Here is a 17,255-nt window from a genome sequence, read left to right as displayed (position 1 = left end):
AATCTTTGCACCAGAACCCCAAAGACTTCAAGGAATCAGTGAGCTCTTATTACGTTCTCCTTTGCTATTCATATCCATTATCACTTCTAACAAAAAGAGTAGAAAGACAGCTATAAGCTCAGTTATAGAGGGAATAGTAATGCTTCTAATTAATTCATCAGCAGTATGTATAGAAAACCAAGAAAAGCTACAGTCAATAACCAGTCTCACAAGGAATTTTCTTTTAGAGTTTTTAATTTGTTGGGAAAATGTATTAATGAGAAATATTGATAATAAATCAACTATAAACCCAATAATAAAAAACATTAATAGGAATATTAATAGAGATAGAAATGAATCGTATTGCACCCCAAATATTTCAAATAAACCAATAAATCCAAACACAAATGCTCCTAACATTAATAAAATAGCAATAATAACAATTAAAGTTATAAAAATAACAGTAAATGCTTTAACAAAAAAATTAGATATATTGTGAGAGGGGCCAGTTTTCTTTGCTTTCAAGGTAAACATTCACATCCCTTGCTGCTAATTTTTCTTCACTATATTTATTTTACTAAATATTACCTTAATTATCCAAGGGGAAAATGTAGATCAAATTATAATAAATACATAGTGAAATTTTATAAATTCAGGGGTATACAAATATAATTGATTTACCTAGATATTAATCGAAATAGAGAAGGATCAAGAAGCTATTTGTCCTCATTTTATATAAAGGATAAAACTAATAAATTTAATAAGATACTGTATCATTTACTTAACATAGACACTCTTTCCGGAACACACGCAAAAAGAGAACCCTTGGAAATGGACCGAACCCAAAAAGTTAGACGATTTATATTTAAACAACGTAATTGGCATAAGTACAGTATTCGACTGGACCCATGCCTTTTAATTTTTCCTTAATTCGAGTGTTATTATAGTAGTGTATATATTCTTTTAGCTCTCTCTCAAAATGGTCCATATCTTTAAATTGTTGAAGGTATAAAAGCTCTGGCTTCAGTTTGAAAAATAAATTGATAACAAGAAAATGAAGGTTCTACAACGCCGAAATTTGCGTTGAATCAGGAATTATATAAAAAAATTATATGAAAAACAAAAGTTAATTTTGTCAGCGAGCAGTTCTCTGCATTTCAAAGTCTTTGATTAACTAGGTTTTTATTTATAAATGAGTGTGACGAGAAAGCACCTTTCTATTTGTACGGGAGCTGCTTTTTCGTTTCTTATAAAAATATAAAAATGGAGGCACGAAAAAAAGGCCCAATTTCTCTAGTTTAATACTTAGGAATTGGGCCTTTTAATATTAGAATTCCCTTAACGTTGTAAATCCGCATTTCCTGACGCTACCCTTTTTAGATAGAGGAGAAACTACTCTTCTATATCCCTTTCATATAAATATAACATATAATCAGTCATAACACCGGGATGGCCCAGTTGCCTTAGCATAGCTGTAATATTGCCACGATGATATGTTCCATGATTGACAACATGTTGTACTACATCAGATAAACGGGTTTCGAGTCGTCCAGCAAATGAAGTTTCAAGCACAAAGGCGGTTTCTATATCTTCTTGACGATTGAGAAACGCTTTGTACCGGCCAGATAAATCGAAAAACATTGTTTCTACTTCCTCGATTCTTTTCGTTTCAATCTGTTCGCTCAATTGATTAGCCGACGCAGATGCTTCATCAAACTTTTTACCAGAAATACAATCTAACCATATGTTGTCAGAAACATAAATGTGCGCCATCAACTTTGATATAGAAGGAAAAACGCTCTGAATTTCCTTTTCGTAAATGTCCTCAGAAAGTTCTTTTAATCGGTCGAAAATTTTTTGGTTTGCCCATACATGGTAGTCGTACAATTTTAATGAGTGATGTGACATTTGAAACTCCTCCTATTTCCCAATTCATTATCGACATTACACAAGGTATCAGTAGTCAACTTAACTATACTTCTATAAAAATATCCTCCAGACCTTTTGTTTAAAGAAATTTTTTGTTCACTTAATATGAATTATAAGAAGTAACAAAGCTTTAAAATTCCTATTGTTAAAGGTTTGGTATATGTGTAATTCAAATGTTGTAAAAGAAAAGAATAACTCTTGCATTGTTCTATTCTTTAGGATAAAATACGATACTGAGATATTTTCTCACCATTTTTATTCTGATTTGAAAACCTACTGTACTCTTGTTTGCACAGTAGGTTTTCTATTATAGAAAAGCCTACAATTCAATCACAGTACAAACGAATAGAAAAGGAATGATTAACTACTAAATAGTGGTAATTATTATTTTTATGTAAAATCTAATAACTCTTCTTATAGCTGTAAATAGATAAAAACATATTGACATTTAATTTCAAACTAACTAAGATGATATACATTACATACACTTTAATTTAATAAACAAAAGCTAAGATAGGATCTTAAGTAATCCTAATCTCCCTGTTATAGCGAGCTGATAATTGGTGGAAGTCAGTACAAAGATTAGAGATGAAATTCACTCCTAGAGCTTCCTCTTCTAATGGTGTTTTAGAGAGGACGGATAAAACCGTTATGCTAATTAAGAGGTAAGATGTTTTTACAATATAGGGTGGTACCGCGAAATTTTCGTCCCTGCTGAATAATTCAGCAGGGACTTTTTTATGTTAAAAGGAGGGCATCATGAAAGAAAATACCGTATCAAAGAATACGTTAAAAAAACAGTTATTACCGCGACACATTCGAATGATTGCTATTGGAGGAATGATTGGAACAGGAATTTTCAAAGGAAGTGCTGATACAATTGGATTAGCAGGACCTTCGGTTATCTTTTCGTATCTATTTGCTGGACTATTGCTTCTCATTGTAATGGGAGCTTTGGCTGAAATGGCTATTGTATACCCATCTCACAATATGAAAGATCTAATTCAAAAAGCTTTTGGAAGACGTTTTTCTTTTGTAACGGGAACTACTTATTGCTTTATGTGGCTTACTGTGTGCGTTATTGAAGTCATCGCTGCAGGTAGTTTTCTGCAATATTGGTTTTCTTCTATCCCTTTATGGATTCTCTGTCTCATTTGTTCAATTGTACTTATTTTAATTAATGCTACAAGCGTAAAGTCTTTTGGAGAAATTGAGTTTTGGTTTGCTGGTATTAAAATCTTTGTTATTATTGCTTTTATTTTATTAGGTATAGCGATACTATTTGGAATTATGCCAAGTAATAATTCATCTTCTCATTACCTTCACAATTATAGTGATTTTGTGCCAAATGGCTGGAAAGCCGTTTTTTCTACATTACTTGTAGTCATTTTCTCGTATGGAGGATCAGAACTCATTGGTTTAACTATTACGGAAACAAAAGATGCTGAAAAGGTATTGCCAGGGGTAGTTAAAGGCGTTATGTGGAGAGTAGTTCTGTTTTATACCTTGCCTATTTTTATTATCTGCGGCTTGATACCATGGGATAAAATTGATGCAAATGCTAGCCCTTTTGTCCAAGTATTTGAAACAGCCGGGCTTCAAGGGGCTTCTCATGTTATGAACTTTATTTTATTAACAGCTGTCCTTTCAGCAGCCAATTCAGGTATTTATGGCTGTACAAGGATGCTTCATTCTTTATCTCAGTCGGGAGATGCTCCTAAAAGTTTGTCCTATGTAAATAAACAAGGCGTACCTGTTTACAGCTTAGCTTTCAGTGTCTTATTTTTATTATTGGGAACGTACCTCGTATACTTATATCCTGAAAAAGCTTTTTCTTATTTATTAGCTATTCCTGGATTTACAGTTTCTCTTATATGGATTAGTATTTGCTTAGCTCAGCTAAAGCTACGTCCTCAATATAAAGAAAAACCATATTTTAAACTTTGGGGCTTCCCTTATTTAACGCTTTTTGCCGCATGTACATTAATTATTAGCTTCATAGTCTTTCTCATAGACAGTGCGAATAAGTTGAGCTCTATAGTTTGTGTAGCATTCGTTCTCGTAATGGTAATTCTTTCATTTTTCAAAAGGAACACCAAACCTACTTCTCTTGAAGTACCGAATGATACCAATTAGATTTTACATTCTTCAAAAACTTAAATCAAAAAAGCTACTTTTTAAAGTAGCTTTTTTGATTTATAGAATCACTTGCTTCATCTGACAGCATTTTTAGTGATTTAACTCACGATTTGTTTTTGGGATTTTTGTTCTTCATTCCAAGCATCTGAGGTTTCAAGGCCTGGTAAGTGTAAGATACTCTTTGCACCTCCTTATAGTTGTTTTCGCTGTGAGTGTAGTTTATCCCTTTAGCGTAATATGCCATATTCGTTTTGAGCACTTCTTTCATTTTCTGCATAGCTTGTAGATTACAATAAGCAACATCGATTCCCATTAAGTGCCCAAAATGGTGATGTACGATTGTGTTTGACATACCTTTGTTATCCACACTGTAAATTCGTTAATCATGTTAATTAACTCACGAATGTACTTGTTTTTGTGATGATCAAACTGTTTGTACGTTCCCTCTACTTTGCTAAAATCAATCCATTTCTTTAGTTTAATCATAGGCGGATTAGTGCTCAAAAAATACGCGAGTTCTTGCAGCTGATTACTGATCCTCAGCCATGTTTCTGCTTTGATTTCTGTCACTTGGGTAGGTTGATACTGTGGCACATACTTGCAAATCGTGGTGTAGAAATAAGCAAAAGCTTCATCAGCAAAATAGACCGATTCTTTATTCCAATTTTGCATTGTACTCCCCTGGTTTCACTTCTATATAATAAGCATTTTCGACCTTGTTCACATTTGTTATCATTTCAAAAGGAGATTCCATAGCAACACCTCTTTTTTAGATAACGTTAGTATGTCCTTTTTTATTAGTGATTTACCTAAAAATCACTCCCAAGTTAATATCATGTACTTTTATTTTTTAAATCATTTATAAAACATAGGTATGATTGCCTTTCCTTTGAATAGGTTAGTTGTAAAAAAACATATAGCCGAAAGGAAGTAGCAATTATGCATATAGAAATAAATATCTTATTTACTTTAGGTTCTTTACTGGGTTTATTAGTAGGAGGAGGACTTCTCAAATTAGTAAACCATTTGGCAAGGGGGAGAATCCAATTTATGTATGCTATATGCGGTGGAATCTTATTGGGCTTATTGTTCTTTGATATCCTTCCGTCTACTTGGCATCTATATGATTTAAGAGGCGTTTTATTAGGAATTGTAGTCGGATATATCATCATGCTATGCATTGACCTCTTTTTGCATAAACAAAACAGCGAAATTTCACCCTTACAGGCACTTATCTTATTAACGGTTGCTATCTTTTTTCATAATGTCATCACAGGTATTACATTTGGAATAACAGATATGCACCAATCAGCTTCTGTATTCGCAGCTACCCTTTTACATCAGGTCCCAGAGGGGATGGCAATTATGACAGTCCTCTCTATAGCAAAAATACCTAACATCTTCTTTTTACTAATTGTAGCCATTCTGTCGCTGTCTTTAGGAGGCAGTTTATTCATTGGTGAAAGTGTACAAGTTTCCTCACTTAAACTACAAGCTTTATCGACTGGCGCAGCAATCGGTACACTGTCTTTTGTTATCTTTCATGAAATAATTGGAAATACCATCAAGCACTTCAGGAAATTGCATGTATGGCTATTAATTTCGCTAGGATTCGTAATTATTTATGTTTATCAATATTCCCTTTCATTATTTCATGGCCATTAGAATGATTAAGTATAAGTGGCAAAAAGACAACTGCAAGTGTATGCAGCTATACCTCACTCTGATCATTTATAAAAGAAGAACATTTCATAGAATGTTCTTCTTTTACATTACTTCCTAGAGTCATGATTATGGTAACTAGAAATAACTGTTTAGAATCCATATTTCATTCTCTTATATGTAAGCATCTGTATGTTACCACTCTTCTGTGATATCCTCTTCAGTCTCTAAGGCAGCTGCATTTGCGGCTTTAATGATAAACTCGCAAAGTTCTTCTCTTTCTAACGTTTCGTTGAAATAGTCAAATTGTTCATTTAACTCATTTAATCCTATAACTATCTCTTGTACATATTCTAAAATATCTTGTTCTGACATTTTATCTACAGAACCTTCAAGTCTATTCATATAAGCATCAAGGATTTCATCAGTGGCTTTAATATTCTCTGCAGTGAAAATCTCATCATCTTCCATTCTTTGTTGCCAAGCTGCTGTCGGTTTATTATTTTTTAGGTCTTGCATTATTGTAATATCTCCTTAGGGTCATATTTTCATTTAGCTATAAGCCTAATGCTAATCTGATTATATATCAAAATTAACCTAGAAGATTGTAGATACCCTTTTTATTTTTAGTTACTGTGAGACAGGTGATTATGGATATGAAAAATGTGCTAATTAAATGTGCTAATTAGTGGATGAATCCTACTTTTCACTTAAATAAAAGGTCAATTTCTCCTCGATCATAATCCAAAATCCAATTATTATATTCTTCATAAAGAAAGCGTATAGATTCTTTACTTGAGGCTAAGACATCACATCCGCGATCATCATACAAATGAAAAATCATTTTTTTAGAGAGATTAATAAAGTAAATATCATAACTACTTTGGGAATTACTCTTCAGAATAGTAGATGGATGAGCAAAGTCTTCATAATTAATAGCCTTTAAAAGCTGCGCATATCTTAATTCTGTTTTCTTACAAGAAAGTCCAAAGCGATGGGTCAAAGATTGATCATCGTCTTCATCTTCATCCTGAAATATACTCGGCAAACAGTGATGGTTTAATTGATATAGCCGCTGTTTATCTTTTATGTATTTTAAATAAACGTTTAAAGGTCTTTTTTGAAGGAAACGATCTTTGTTCGTAGTATGCACATCCGTAACAAAAAGAATCTCATCTCCCTCTCCAAATACCCTTTGAAATAATGTGATTGATCGATGAAAAGCTTGATTCAAACAATCTTTTTCGTGAGATGAAATTAATGGATCTGATATTTCAAAGCGAATGCTATATTTCCACGAATAAAACAGAGCTGCACTTAAAGTTAATCCTTCAAAGTATTTTTCTAAAAATGAAGGCAGAGTGTTAGTGCTCATGTATTTTTCTCCATATTTTTTAGTTTTTATAGTTTATAAGTAACTTTTTTTACTTAAACATTAAGTAATTGTTTTAATTCTTTTTTTAAAAGCTTTTATAGTGCCAATTAATATGGTCAAGTTCTAACTCTATTTCAATTAATTGTTCTATAACTTTCTCTTTATCTAGTGAAGAGCTAAGAAGAGCTTTAATTAACCGCTCAATTTTATTACTACTCTGAGAAATGTCATTTAAATTTAAATCAGTCTATTTATTAAAATAAAAAGCACCTCAATTAATAGATGCCTAGTTTTTATTATTATTTTTCTTCTGTAATCATAAACTGTACCACATTATTTAAATTGATGTGCACTAACTCTTTTTCATTCGAAATGAATCTTTTATATTTTGTTATATGACTAATGACTTCTTTCTTTGATGCGGCTTCGAATTTTAATTCCTTTGTCCTGCCATTTATAAATTCGAAAATAACTTTAAATTTAAGCATAGGTGTATCTCCTCATTATCTACTTATTGTTCTTGTTTCATCAATTCTTCTTCAAAAAAATACTTGGATATTTAGTAACCGTATAAGAGTATCTTTTCATGTTTTTTACATAATGACTTTTTAAGATTGTTACTAATTCATTCGATACTCTTATAGTTACTGTTTTTCCATTACTAAATATTTTCACGTTATATCCTTCATCTTCTCTCCTACGTTCTGTTCTTGCCTTTTTAGTAGCGAACAGAGCCAAGGAACGTTCGGTATTAATGATGAGGGAGAAAAATGTGTCAGTCCTTGGTCATTGCTATTATCTTTGGGCTAACGTTTACATACGCATCAATGCGCCATTAGGCTTTGGTAACTCCTCAGCTGTTATCAGATTCATTTTACAAAAATGTTCAAAAAATTGTTGTGCCAGCTCTCTTTCCTTTGCGTCACTTTTCAACTCAGCTATATCAAGCAAAATTTGAGCCATCCATAAATTATCAAAATAACGGTATTTACCTGTATTCCATGTCATTTTTTGTGATGCTCTTTCATTTGCATAATATTTCCAGAAAGGCATCTGATCCGATTCCTGTTCTGTAAGCTGGAGTCTGTATTTTGAATGAGCAGGAATATATCCATCTTCACAAAGCTTACCGATAAAATCTTCATTCACCATATAGACGCCTAAGATACGTCTGTCTTTTTCAGGCATACTGGAATCTATTGCTGTTAATAAGACAGCACTATTTTGGTGCAAACGGATGGGTTTGGTTGGCTTCCCCTTGTTATTACCGCTTTTTATTACACCTGAAAAAACCTTCCACTCTAAAAAAGAACTATTCTGTTCTTCTGTGTCACACCAAAAAACCATTTGTGATTCAGAATGAAGTTTATGATTTTTCATAAGTTTTTCAAGTCCCCAGCGAAGTTCTTGGTTTTTTCGTTGTAGTTTTTTTTCCTCTTCCTTCTTCCGTTCTTCCTCGTTGTGTTCCATTTCCTTTTTTTCTATAATTTTTTCGAGCGAATGAGCAACACTTTTATCATGCAGTTTTAGATGCTTTCCAAATACATCGGGGAAAACAAACTTTTTATTTTCCGATGCGAAATGTATTTCAATACTAGAATCATTACATTTAACTATACTACCTATCCCAAAAAGCTTGTGTGTAACTTTCTTATTGATTAGATTCATTATTCTAGGCCTCCTTGTAGAATAAAAACTCGGTTACTATTAGAGAGTAAATTAATAATTTTATTCAACTAACTTACCTTTAAAGCTCACACAACTGTTTGAGTTTTTTTCAGTTTAAAAAAGGGTATTGAAAAAATGTATCCATAATTCTATCTGAAACAAACACAGCGGAATTCGGAATACGATCGAAAAAACAATTGTAAAACTATTATAACATTTTTTGAAAATATTACAATTTTTTCATTGACAATATATTTTAATTTGAGGTAAAATGAAGTTTTGTTATTTATAATAACCCAAAATAAAAGTCTCCAACAAGTCACGAAACTTCTGGAAAGTCCCTATAAATAATCACTTGATTACCGGTGATAAGCGAAATGATTCCACCATTAAACTAATCTTTAAACTAACCCTCATTACGTTGGAGGCTTAGATTAGGGATGTACTACTACAGCAAGTGTTCGAGAAAGAGTGTTTATGTAAACTCGAAAAGAAGAAGCCTGGATCCCCTTAGATCCAGGCTTCTTCCCATACTGTTTAAGAAGTTGTTCATTTGCCCTTGTGAGGCCCTTTCGTTACGTATATCGGTTCATAACTAAAGTGCCTTGTGTGAGATACGAATACCTGCTTTCAATTTGAGGCAATACGTTTGTTGAAGTCGCTGTTAATTCTTTCAAAACTAATCAGTCCCTTCATAAATTAAGTATTTACCTTCCCACAACAACCAACAATAATATTAGCGTTGTACTATATGTGTACCACATGTTTTAAAGTTAAAACGTTAATCCAACAGATATTATTTAATTAAAGAATCAAACAGATGATGGTAGTGAATTTCCTTTCATATTAAAACCTGTTTATTCTCTATCAAAAAGGGAGTTTCCAGCAATCCCTGGATTAGTCATTTCAAAAGGATTTAAAATTAGATCTAATTCTTCTTCTGTTAAAACATCATACCTTAAGCATAATTCACGTACAGATTCACCTTTTAGGATTGCTTCTCGTGCGATTCTAGCAGTCACTTCATATCCAATATGAGGATTAATAGCCGTAATAATACCTACACTTTTTTCTACGTATTCTTTTAAATGTTCTTCATTCGCTTCAATCCCCTGCAGGCAATAATCCGTAAATGTCTGAAAAGCATTATTCATGATGCTAATTGATTGAAGTAAATTAAAAACAAGAACAGGTTCCATAACATTAAGCTCAAGCTGACCTGCTTCAGAAGCCAAGCAAATTGTATGATCATTACCGATAACTTGAAAGGCAACCTGGTTAATCATCTCTGGCATGACAGGATTAACTTTTCCAGGCATAATAGAAGACCCTGGCTGACGAGCTGGCAAAGTGATTTCTGCTAGTCCTGCACGGGGACCAGACGCCATTAGACGTAAGTCGTTCGCTATTTTCGACATATTTACCATACAAATCTTTAATGTTGCAGAAACTTCTGTATAAGCATCTGTATTTTGAGTCGCGTCTACAAGATGATTGGCCTTCTTAAGTGGTAAACCACTGATATTTGCTAGATATCTTACAACATTTTCGATATAACGTGGATCTGCATTTAAACCCGTTCCAACTGCAGTTGCTCCCATATTAACCTCATATAAATGTCCATAGGATTGCTTAATACGTTTCATATCGCGCTCAAGAACACGACTATATGATTCAAATTCTTGACCAAGACGGATTGGAACCGCATCCTGTAGGTGAGTACGTCCCATCTTTATAATAGAATCAAATTGTTCTGCCTTTTTCTGAAATACACTGTGCATATAATTCATTGTTTTCAGTAACTTATCTAGCAGATTAAGCGTTGCAATATGGATAGCAGTTGGGAATACGTCGTTTGTTGACTGTGACATGTTTACATGACTATTAGGGCTTAAATCGGAATAAGAACCTTTCTTATGACCAAGTACCTCTAAAGCTCTATTTGCAATAACCTCATTTGCATTCATATTCATTGAGGTCCCCGCGCCACCCTGTATTGGATCAACAATAAATTGATTATTTCTTTTTCCTTCAATAACCTCGTCTGCTGCTTCAATAATTGCATTACCCAGCCCATCATATAACCTTTTTGTTTCCATATTAGCAAGAGCAGCAGCTTTCTTAACAATTCCTAATGCTTTAATGAGTTCCGGATGAATCTGGTAACCTGTTATTGGGAAATTTTCAACTGCACGTAATGTTTGAATCCCATAATAAGCGCTGACAGGCACCTCTTTCGTTCCTAAGAAATCTTTTTCAATTCTTACATCTTGTTTTTCAAGTGTTCCTATATTTGTCATAATATTGATCTCCTTCTTTATAAACAAATAAATTATTTTAAGCTACATCTGATTTTTTAATAGAATCTGTATAATGCTTTGCTTTTTCTTTATCGAATCCGCCTTCCCACTTAGACATCACAATAGCAGCTAATGCGTTACCTACCACGTTGACAGATGTACGAAGCATATCTAAAATACGATCAATACCAGCAATGAATGCCATACCTTCTAGAGGTAATCCCATTGAGCCCAGTGTTGTTAACACAACAACAAATGATGCTCCTGCAACTCCTGCCATTCCCTTAGAAGTCAACATCAACACAAGTAAAAGTGTAACTTGTTCTATGAAAGATAGATGAATGCCATACATTTGTGCAATAAAAAGGGCAGCAATGGCTTGGTAAATAGATGACCCATCAAGGTTAAAGGTATATCCTGTCGGAATAACAAATGATGTGACAGCTTTCGGACAACCAAAGTTCTCCATTTTAGTCATTAACCTTGGCAATACTGCTTCAGAGCTTGCGGTTGTAAACGCTAAAATTAACTCATCTTTTAAGATTTTTATAAGGACTAAAACATTAGTTCCAGCCATTTTTGCAATAATACCTAATACTACAAAAACAAAGAAAATCATGGTCAGATATATAACGAGTACTAACTTTCCTAAAGGAATTAATGAACCGATTCCAAACTTCGCGACATTTAAACCAATTAAAGCAAATACGCCAAATGGAGCAAATTTCATAACTAAGTTTGTCATCCAAAACATAGATTCTAGTACGCCTTCAAAAAAGTTTAAAACTGGTTTGCCTTTTTCTCCAATTGCTGCAACTCCTAGACCAAATAAGACTGAGAAAAAGATAATCGCTAATAAATTCCCTTCCGTCAACGATTGGAATATATTAGTTGGGATAATATGAACGATTTGAGCTGCTACACCTGCACTCTCAGTTGTTTTAGATGTTTCTTCATATTTGGATATATCACCTTTCTCAAGGTTCCCCATATCTATACCACTACCTGGATGGAATAAATTTGCGGCTAATAATCCCACTGCTAATGCAATTGTAGTAACAATTTCAAAATAAAGAATGGTTTTTCCACCTAGTCTTCCTAACTTTTTAATATCACCTACACCAGCTATAGATACGATTAGTGCAGATACAACGATAGGAATAACAATCATTTTGATTAGGTGAAGAAAAATATCTCCTAAAGGTTGAAGAATCGCCATCGCTGTATTATTCCCATAAAAAATAGCGCCTATAGCAATCCCGAACGCAAGTCCAATAAATATTTGTGTAGCTAATCCCAATTTCTTCATAGTTGTAACCCCTTTCAATTTGCGGTTCATTAAAACACTTAAAGAGAGCCTATTCTTAGGCTAGCGTCTATAAAAAAGACAATAATTAAAAATAAGTCCAATGTGTAAATAATCTTTAAAATAAATGATAACCATATGATTTGAAATTAACTCCCCCCTTCAGTAAAGCGTTTTCAAAATCTTTAATGTAAAATACACTTTTTCGGCTCATCTTATATACCTGAGCATATAGTATCGTTTATAAAGAGATTTTCTATTATCCTTTTAACCTTTTTGAAATCCTGTTTATTGTCTAACATTCATATAAATCTAGTGACAGTCACTTCTAGATTTATATGAATGTTAGACAACAATATCCTAATCTATTATTCCCTCATTTCAGATAAAGAAATATCTTCTTTTTTATCTAGTGTCTAGAGATAAGGTAGCAATAACACTAGATATCTCTATAACTTGTTAAAATAATTAAATCTCTTAAAATGTTTTTCTTCAAATGAAATGATATCGCTTTCAAAAATTTCAATCGTAGTAACTACATATATCTTCTCCGAAAGCTAAAGGAATTTAGGATTTATTTCATGTGTAACTTAAATTACGAAAGTACAGCATTAAGTTGGGGTATCTCCTTCAGCCTCTTCATACTGTAATCTCATTATAATAAACATGCGTTTATTGTATATAGGTAATGAATGGAACCAAAAAAATGATAATAACGAAAAGTATATTTTTAATTTCATGTTCTCTTTTTGCGTACTTCAGTTACATTATATTTATATACGACAGATAAATCAAGAAAATTATTATTCATTTCGCGTACATTTTATTTAGACAGGTCTCATAGAAGTGAGTGTACTTTAATAATGACGAACTGTTACGTAAATATTAACAGTTTGTAGCGTGAAAGAGCCTATACTCTTAAGAAATGCTATAAGCAAGGCCAATGCACAACAGAGACAGGATTAACAACTGATTCATTTTACTTTTCAACGCATAATCCCTTCTTTCTTCTCTTTCTCATTATACTGGGATTATGGTAGCTAACATTAATAAGTAAGCCTATTTATGTTAGAGTGTACATAGAAACATGTATGAGTTTGGAGGCAAGATCATGAAACGTACAATAGGGATCTTTCTTATTGCTCAGGCTTTATTAACGTACTTAACTATTAAGATGATTTATACTCCGTTTATCGTTAGAACATTAGATAGAGATATTGGAGTTATGACAGTTTCATATAGTCTCCCTTTAACGTACTGGTTAATTTTTATAGCTTCGGGTATCATGCTTATAGTGGGAACGTATTTAGTTTTTTTTATTTCTGCCGATAATACGTTTTATGATAACTAGATAACCATTGAAAAGAATAAATATACTCTGCTTTTCCATACTAATCACTTCCCTTTTTCAGAGTACTAATATCAGCATGTTTAAGTTTTAGAGATTGCTTACAAGTGAATTCAAGATTTTCCGCCAGAACCTTATCAGTATCTTATTATTCGTTCAATTGTGACTCTAGTTCTACAGATTCTATCTTAGATACCCCTAGAATAACAATACCGCGCCAACCCAAGGGTATTGAGATATGTTAAAGGATAGTGGTTATTGTACTTTCTTACCTATGCTTTTAACAGACTAGAGCTAGATATCTGTGCTCTGACTTAACTTCCACTAATTTTATATTAAACTAGTTAGAGCCTATCCTTTTTAAACCATAAAAAATCCTCTTCCAAATATAATGCAACACCCATTTTTAAAGAGTGCTTTTCTTACACTATATTTGAAGAGGATCCTATTAAAGTTTATTTATCTTCTTGCATTACTTGAGCCACTTCAGTAAAGATTACGCCTAAACCATGTGCACCTGCGTCTGGATAACCAAGACTTCTTTCTCCAACCGTACCAGCACGCCCCATACGTGCAACAATCTGTTCAGTTGATTTTGCTCCTTCAACAGCAGCTTCTGCTGCTTTGACAAGAGCATATTTCAAGCTTTCCCCTTCAACAGCACTTGATGTTAACGTATCTGCATAAGGTACTAAAGCATCGATTAAAGTTTTATCTCCCACAACAGCTCCACGTCCAAAAGAACGTTCTCCTGTTGCTTGAATTCCTTTTACAGACGCTTGTATCATTTCAGCAAATTCTGTTAAAGTCAGTTCGGTTTTAGATTCGGCGTTCTTTCCAGCCGCACGAAATGCTGATCCCCAAATAGGGCCTGATGCTCCGCCACAATGCTCCATGATAACGATGGAACAAGCCTCTAAGAAGTTTCCAATATCATTTGATTTATTTTCTAGAATTTCGTGCCATTCAGCTTTCAACTGTTTGAACCCTTTAGCAACACTCATACCAAAGTCTCCGTCACCAGCATGGGAATCTAATTCACAGAACGGTATTTCATTTCTAATAATACATTCGCTCATTTGGTCAACCATAAAAATAATATTATTCAACGTCAGTCGATTTTCCGTTACTACGGAATATTCTTGGTTGGTTTGCACCTCATAAGACACTTTCGGTGCCTCCACCGTACCAATGATTTCATCATAAGTAACAGCTGGTACTTCACCTTTGATTTTTAGCGCAGGAGTATCGCATTCTTCAGATAGGAGACTCTTTAAGTTCTCATCTAATTTCATAATTGAAATAGAAGCACCGGCCATATCGATGGCTGTCATGTAGTTTCCGATAAACGTTCTTGCAATCGTTACGTTTCTACGTGACAATTCACGAATGACAGAATGATTTAATAAATATAGTTCTTGAAGAGGTGTGCTTCCAAATCCATTAATTAGGACAGCCACTTCTCCTTTTCCATTTCCATCTTCTATTCCTACTTCTTTTAATAATGAAGTTACCGTACGCTCTGCAAGTTCGTCCGCTGAAATAATTTTTTCACGACGGATACCAGGTTCTCCATGAATACCAACGCCAAATTCCATCTCATCTTCTGCAATCTCAAAAGTAGGAGTTCCTTTAGCAGGAACTGTACAAGAAGTTAATCCAATACCAATGCTTTTAACATTCGCAATAGCGCTTTCTGCTGCCTCTTTCACTTTTGATAGATCATATCCGCGTTCTGCTGCTGCACCTGCTATTTTATGAACAAGAACAGTACCAGCTACTCCGCGTCTTCCAACTGTATATAAACTGTCCTGTACAGCAATATCATCATCTACTTTTACATAATCCACTTGAATGCCATCTTCTTCTGCAAGATAAGCAGCATTCTTAAAATTCATCATGTCACCACTGTAGTTCTTAATCACTAGTAAAGTTCCCTTATCGCTAGCTGTTTCTTTAATGGCTTGATAAATCTGTATTTGAGAAGGTGAAGCAAATACATCACCACAAACTGCTGCATCTAACATGCCTTTCCCGACATATCCAGCGTGAGCAGGTTCATGTCCGCTTCCGCCCCCACTAATTATACTTACTTTACTTTTATTAATTTGGTCTTTTTTAATGACTTTATATTTTTCAATTAAATTCAGTTCAGGATGTGCTAGAACCATCCCTTTACACATCTCAAGTACAACATCTTCCGGTTTATTAATAATTTTTTTCATTTTATATCAACCTCTTCTTATAATCATTTCCAATTTGATCTGCTGCAAGAATAGCTGCAGCTACTGACTCTGGATTAACAGGGAATGGCATAGAATAGATAGATTCCTCTGGAATACAAGCTTTATTAGCTACTTCCATTAACTCTTCTTGCGTAATTTGTTCCACTCCAATATCAGCGAGACAAACTGGAAGTCCTACTGCTAAACAGAAATCTAACAAAAATAGAGTGGTCCAAACAATTATTAGAAAAAACGGATTTGTCTATTGCACAGATTAGTGATGAATTAGGTTTTAATGACCCTGGATATTACATCAAGACATTTAAAAAATTCGAAAATATAACTCCTAACGTCTATCGGAAATATTATCAAGAAAAGATGTAAAGTTTTCAGTCCTGACGTAAGAAACATATAGCTTTTCCATACTGAAAAAGGGTGCTTTTCAGTATGGAAAAGCAATGAGACCCAGTCATGTGCTGCCTTTACGCTACAAATAATATATAAATCTCTATTTGGCATGCTTATAAACATCCGGTCTCAGGTTTTTAAATATTGGGATGTTTTTTTGTTGTTCTGTAACTTTCTGTAGATGAATTTCTGCTGTTATGATTTCTTCTTGGTCTCTCCCCTCTTCTATAATGTTTCCATTTGGATCGATGACTATTGAATGTCCAGCATATGTGTTGCCGGCATGATTTTTATGATTCACATTCCCCACGCTGTTACATGCAATGACGTATACACCATTTTCTATAGCTCTTGCCTTCAATAGTGTTCTCCAATGGTCTATATTTTTGGTAGTCCATTGTGCAACGTAGAATATGACGTTTGCACCTTGAGAAGCTGGGTAACGTGTAATTTCTGGAAAACGCAAATCGTAGCATATAATTTGACTAGCTTTAATATCGTTAATCTCAAAGACATCTGGGACTTCATCTCCACCTGTTAAATAATGATGTTCATCTAACATCGGCACGAGATGTATCTTATCTTTTTGATAGAGTAGCTCCCCTGTTTTTGATACCGCAAAGGCTGTATTATAAATGTTGTTATGCCTTTTATTCGAAACTGAACCTGCAATGATATTCACCTGATATTTAGTTGCTAAACTTTGGATAAAAGGAAAAGTTCTCTTTAAATCAATATCTGCTTTTTCTGCTACATTTTTTAAATCATAACCAGTATTCCACATTTCTGGTATCACCACAATCTCCGTATCTATATTCAGCTTCTCTTCAAATAAGGACTTAATACGGCTTTCATTTTGCTTAACTTCTCCTTCTACAATCTCCATTTGAAATAATTGTACTTTCATGTTTCTCCC

14 protein-coding genes, 3 pseudogenes and 1 other annotated feature are annotated in these 17,255 nt (G+C 33.6%); of the genes and pseudogenes, 4 read left to right on the top strand and 13 right to left on the bottom strand.

Annotation, left to right across the window (positions count from 1 at the left end; translation table 11 throughout):
• Nucleotides 1-27: 27 nt before the first annotated feature.
• The 3 genes and pseudogenes from LJC66_RS09230 to LJC66_RS09225 all read right to left on the bottom strand — a co-directional run bounded on the left by LJC66_RS09230 (nucleotide 28) and on the right by LJC66_RS09225 (nucleotide 1,887).
• Nucleotides 28-513 carry a YrvL family regulatory protein gene (locus tag LJC66_RS09230; protein ID WP_098333349.1) on the bottom strand — a complete coding sequence of 162 codons (486 nt, stop codon included), beginning with the start codon at nucleotides 511-513 and terminating at the stop codon, nucleotides 28-30.
• A gap of 331 nt (nucleotides 514-844) precedes the next feature.
• Nucleotides 845-1,021 (bottom strand): annotated as a pseudogene (locus LJC66_RS28030) (IS3 family transposase); the annotation flags it as partial.
• 350 nt (nucleotides 1,022-1,371) lie between these two features.
• The gene (locus LJC66_RS09225) at nucleotides 1,372-1,887 is read right to left on the bottom strand and encodes a DinB family protein (RefSeq protein ID WP_230932383.1); all 516 of its coding nucleotides are present in this window, start codon (nucleotides 1,885-1,887) and stop codon (nucleotides 1,372-1,374) included.
• Between the two features lie 522 nt (nucleotides 1,888-2,409).
• Nucleotides 2,410-2,624, top strand: a binding site (T-box leader).
• Nucleotides 2,625-2,667: 43 nt separating this feature from the next.
• Here LJC66_RS09225 and LJC66_RS09220 point away from each other — a divergent pair.
• Nucleotides 2,668-4,044: an amino acid permease gene (locus LJC66_RS09220; protein ID WP_195694764.1), complete on the top strand. Its 1,377-nt coding sequence runs from the start codon at nucleotides 2,668-2,670 to the stop codon at nucleotides 4,042-4,044.
• Nucleotides 4,045-4,359: 315 nt separating this feature from the next.
• Here LJC66_RS09220 and LJC66_RS09215 read toward each other — a convergent pair whose 3' ends face one another.
• Entirely contained in the window at nucleotides 4,360-4,719 is a 360-nt protein-coding gene (locus LJC66_RS09215) for a hypothetical protein (protein ID WP_230932382.1), read from the bottom strand.
• A gap of 267 nt (nucleotides 4,720-4,986) precedes the next feature.
• Between LJC66_RS09215 and LJC66_RS09210 the strand changes: the two genes are divergently transcribed.
• Nucleotides 4,987-5,712 (top strand): ZIP family metal transporter, encoded by a 726-nt coding sequence (locus LJC66_RS09210; protein WP_230932381.1) that lies wholly within the window; start codon nucleotides 4,987-4,989, stop codon nucleotides 5,710-5,712.
• Between the two features lie 192 nt (nucleotides 5,713-5,904).
• On the opposite strand, the gene LJC66_RS09205 is transcribed toward LJC66_RS09210, so the two are convergent.
• The 6 genes from LJC66_RS09205 to LJC66_RS09180 form a co-directional block, all read right to left on the bottom strand.
• Nucleotides 5,905-6,228 carry a hypothetical protein gene (locus tag LJC66_RS09205; RefSeq protein WP_230932380.1) on the bottom strand — a complete coding sequence of 108 codons (324 nt, stop codon included), beginning with the start codon at nucleotides 6,226-6,228 and terminating at the stop codon, nucleotides 5,905-5,907.
• Nucleotides 6,229-6,415: 187 nt separating this feature from the next.
• A complete protein-coding gene (locus LJC66_RS09200) occupies nucleotides 6,416-7,084 on the bottom strand; it encodes a DUF3885 domain-containing protein (RefSeq protein WP_230932379.1) in 669 nt (222 codons plus the stop codon).
• Nucleotides 7,085-7,383: 299 nt separating this feature from the next.
• On the bottom strand, nucleotides 7,384-7,572 hold the full coding sequence (locus tag LJC66_RS09195) for a hypothetical protein (RefSeq protein ID WP_195694769.1): 189 nt from the start codon (nucleotides 7,570-7,572) through the stop codon (nucleotides 7,384-7,386).
• A 325-nt stretch (nucleotides 7,573-7,897) separates the two neighbouring features.
• Nucleotides 7,898-8,752, bottom strand: coding sequence for a malate synthase (locus LJC66_RS09190; protein WP_195694770.1), 855 nt, complete (start codon nucleotides 8,750-8,752; stop codon nucleotides 7,898-7,900).
• Between the two features lie 857 nt (nucleotides 8,753-9,609).
• The gene (aspA, locus tag LJC66_RS09185) at nucleotides 9,610-11,052 is read right to left on the bottom strand and encodes an aspartate ammonia-lyase (RefSeq protein ID WP_195694771.1); all 1,443 of its coding nucleotides are present in this window, start codon (nucleotides 11,050-11,052) and stop codon (nucleotides 9,610-9,612) included.
• A gap of 37 nt (nucleotides 11,053-11,089) precedes the next feature.
• Nucleotides 11,090-12,361, bottom strand: a complete 1,272-nt coding sequence (locus LJC66_RS09180; RefSeq protein WP_195694772.1) for a cation:dicarboxylate symporter family transporter — start codon at nucleotides 12,359-12,361, stop codon at nucleotides 11,090-11,092.
• Nucleotides 12,362-13,469: 1,108 nt separating this feature from the next.
• Between LJC66_RS09180 and LJC66_RS09175 the strand changes: the two genes are divergently transcribed.
• Nucleotides 13,470-13,709 carry a hypothetical protein gene (locus tag LJC66_RS09175; RefSeq protein ID WP_195694773.1) on the top strand — a complete coding sequence of 80 codons (240 nt, stop codon included), beginning with the start codon at nucleotides 13,470-13,472 and terminating at the stop codon, nucleotides 13,707-13,709.
• A 452-nt stretch (nucleotides 13,710-14,161) separates the two neighbouring features.
• Here LJC66_RS09175 and dhaK read toward each other — a convergent pair whose 3' ends face one another.
• Nucleotides 14,162-15,931 carry a dihydroxyacetone kinase subunit DhaK gene (dhaK, locus tag LJC66_RS09170; protein WP_230932378.1) on the bottom strand — a complete coding sequence of 590 codons (1,770 nt, stop codon included), beginning with the start codon at nucleotides 15,929-15,931 and terminating at the stop codon, nucleotides 14,162-14,164.
• A gap of 1 nt (nucleotide 15,932) precedes the next feature.
• Nucleotides 15,933-16,151: pseudogene (gene gldA, locus LJC66_RS09165) on the bottom strand (glycerol dehydrogenase); the annotation flags it as partial.
• Here gldA and LJC66_RS09160 point away from each other — a divergent pair.
• Nucleotides 16,151-16,315 (top strand): annotated as a pseudogene (locus tag LJC66_RS09160) (helix-turn-helix domain-containing protein); the annotation flags it as partial. The pseudogenes gldA and LJC66_RS09160 overlap by 1 nt on opposite strands.
• 124 nt (nucleotides 16,316-16,439) lie before the next feature.
• Here the strand turns inward: LJC66_RS09160 and LJC66_RS09155 are convergent.
• Nucleotides 16,440-17,246, bottom strand: a complete 807-nt coding sequence (locus LJC66_RS09155; RefSeq protein WP_230932377.1) for a carbon-nitrogen family hydrolase — start codon at nucleotides 17,244-17,246, stop codon at nucleotides 16,440-16,442.
• Between the last annotated feature and the right edge of the window lie 9 nt (nucleotides 17,247-17,255).

This window comes from Priestia sp. TSO9 (assembly GCF_021029645.1).
Taxonomy (GTDB): Bacteria; Bacillota; Bacilli; order Bacillales; family Bacillaceae_H; genus Priestia; species Priestia megaterium_E.
The sequence above is the reverse complement of the archived record's forward strand: the minus strand, read 5'-3'. Positions and strand labels throughout refer to the sequence as shown.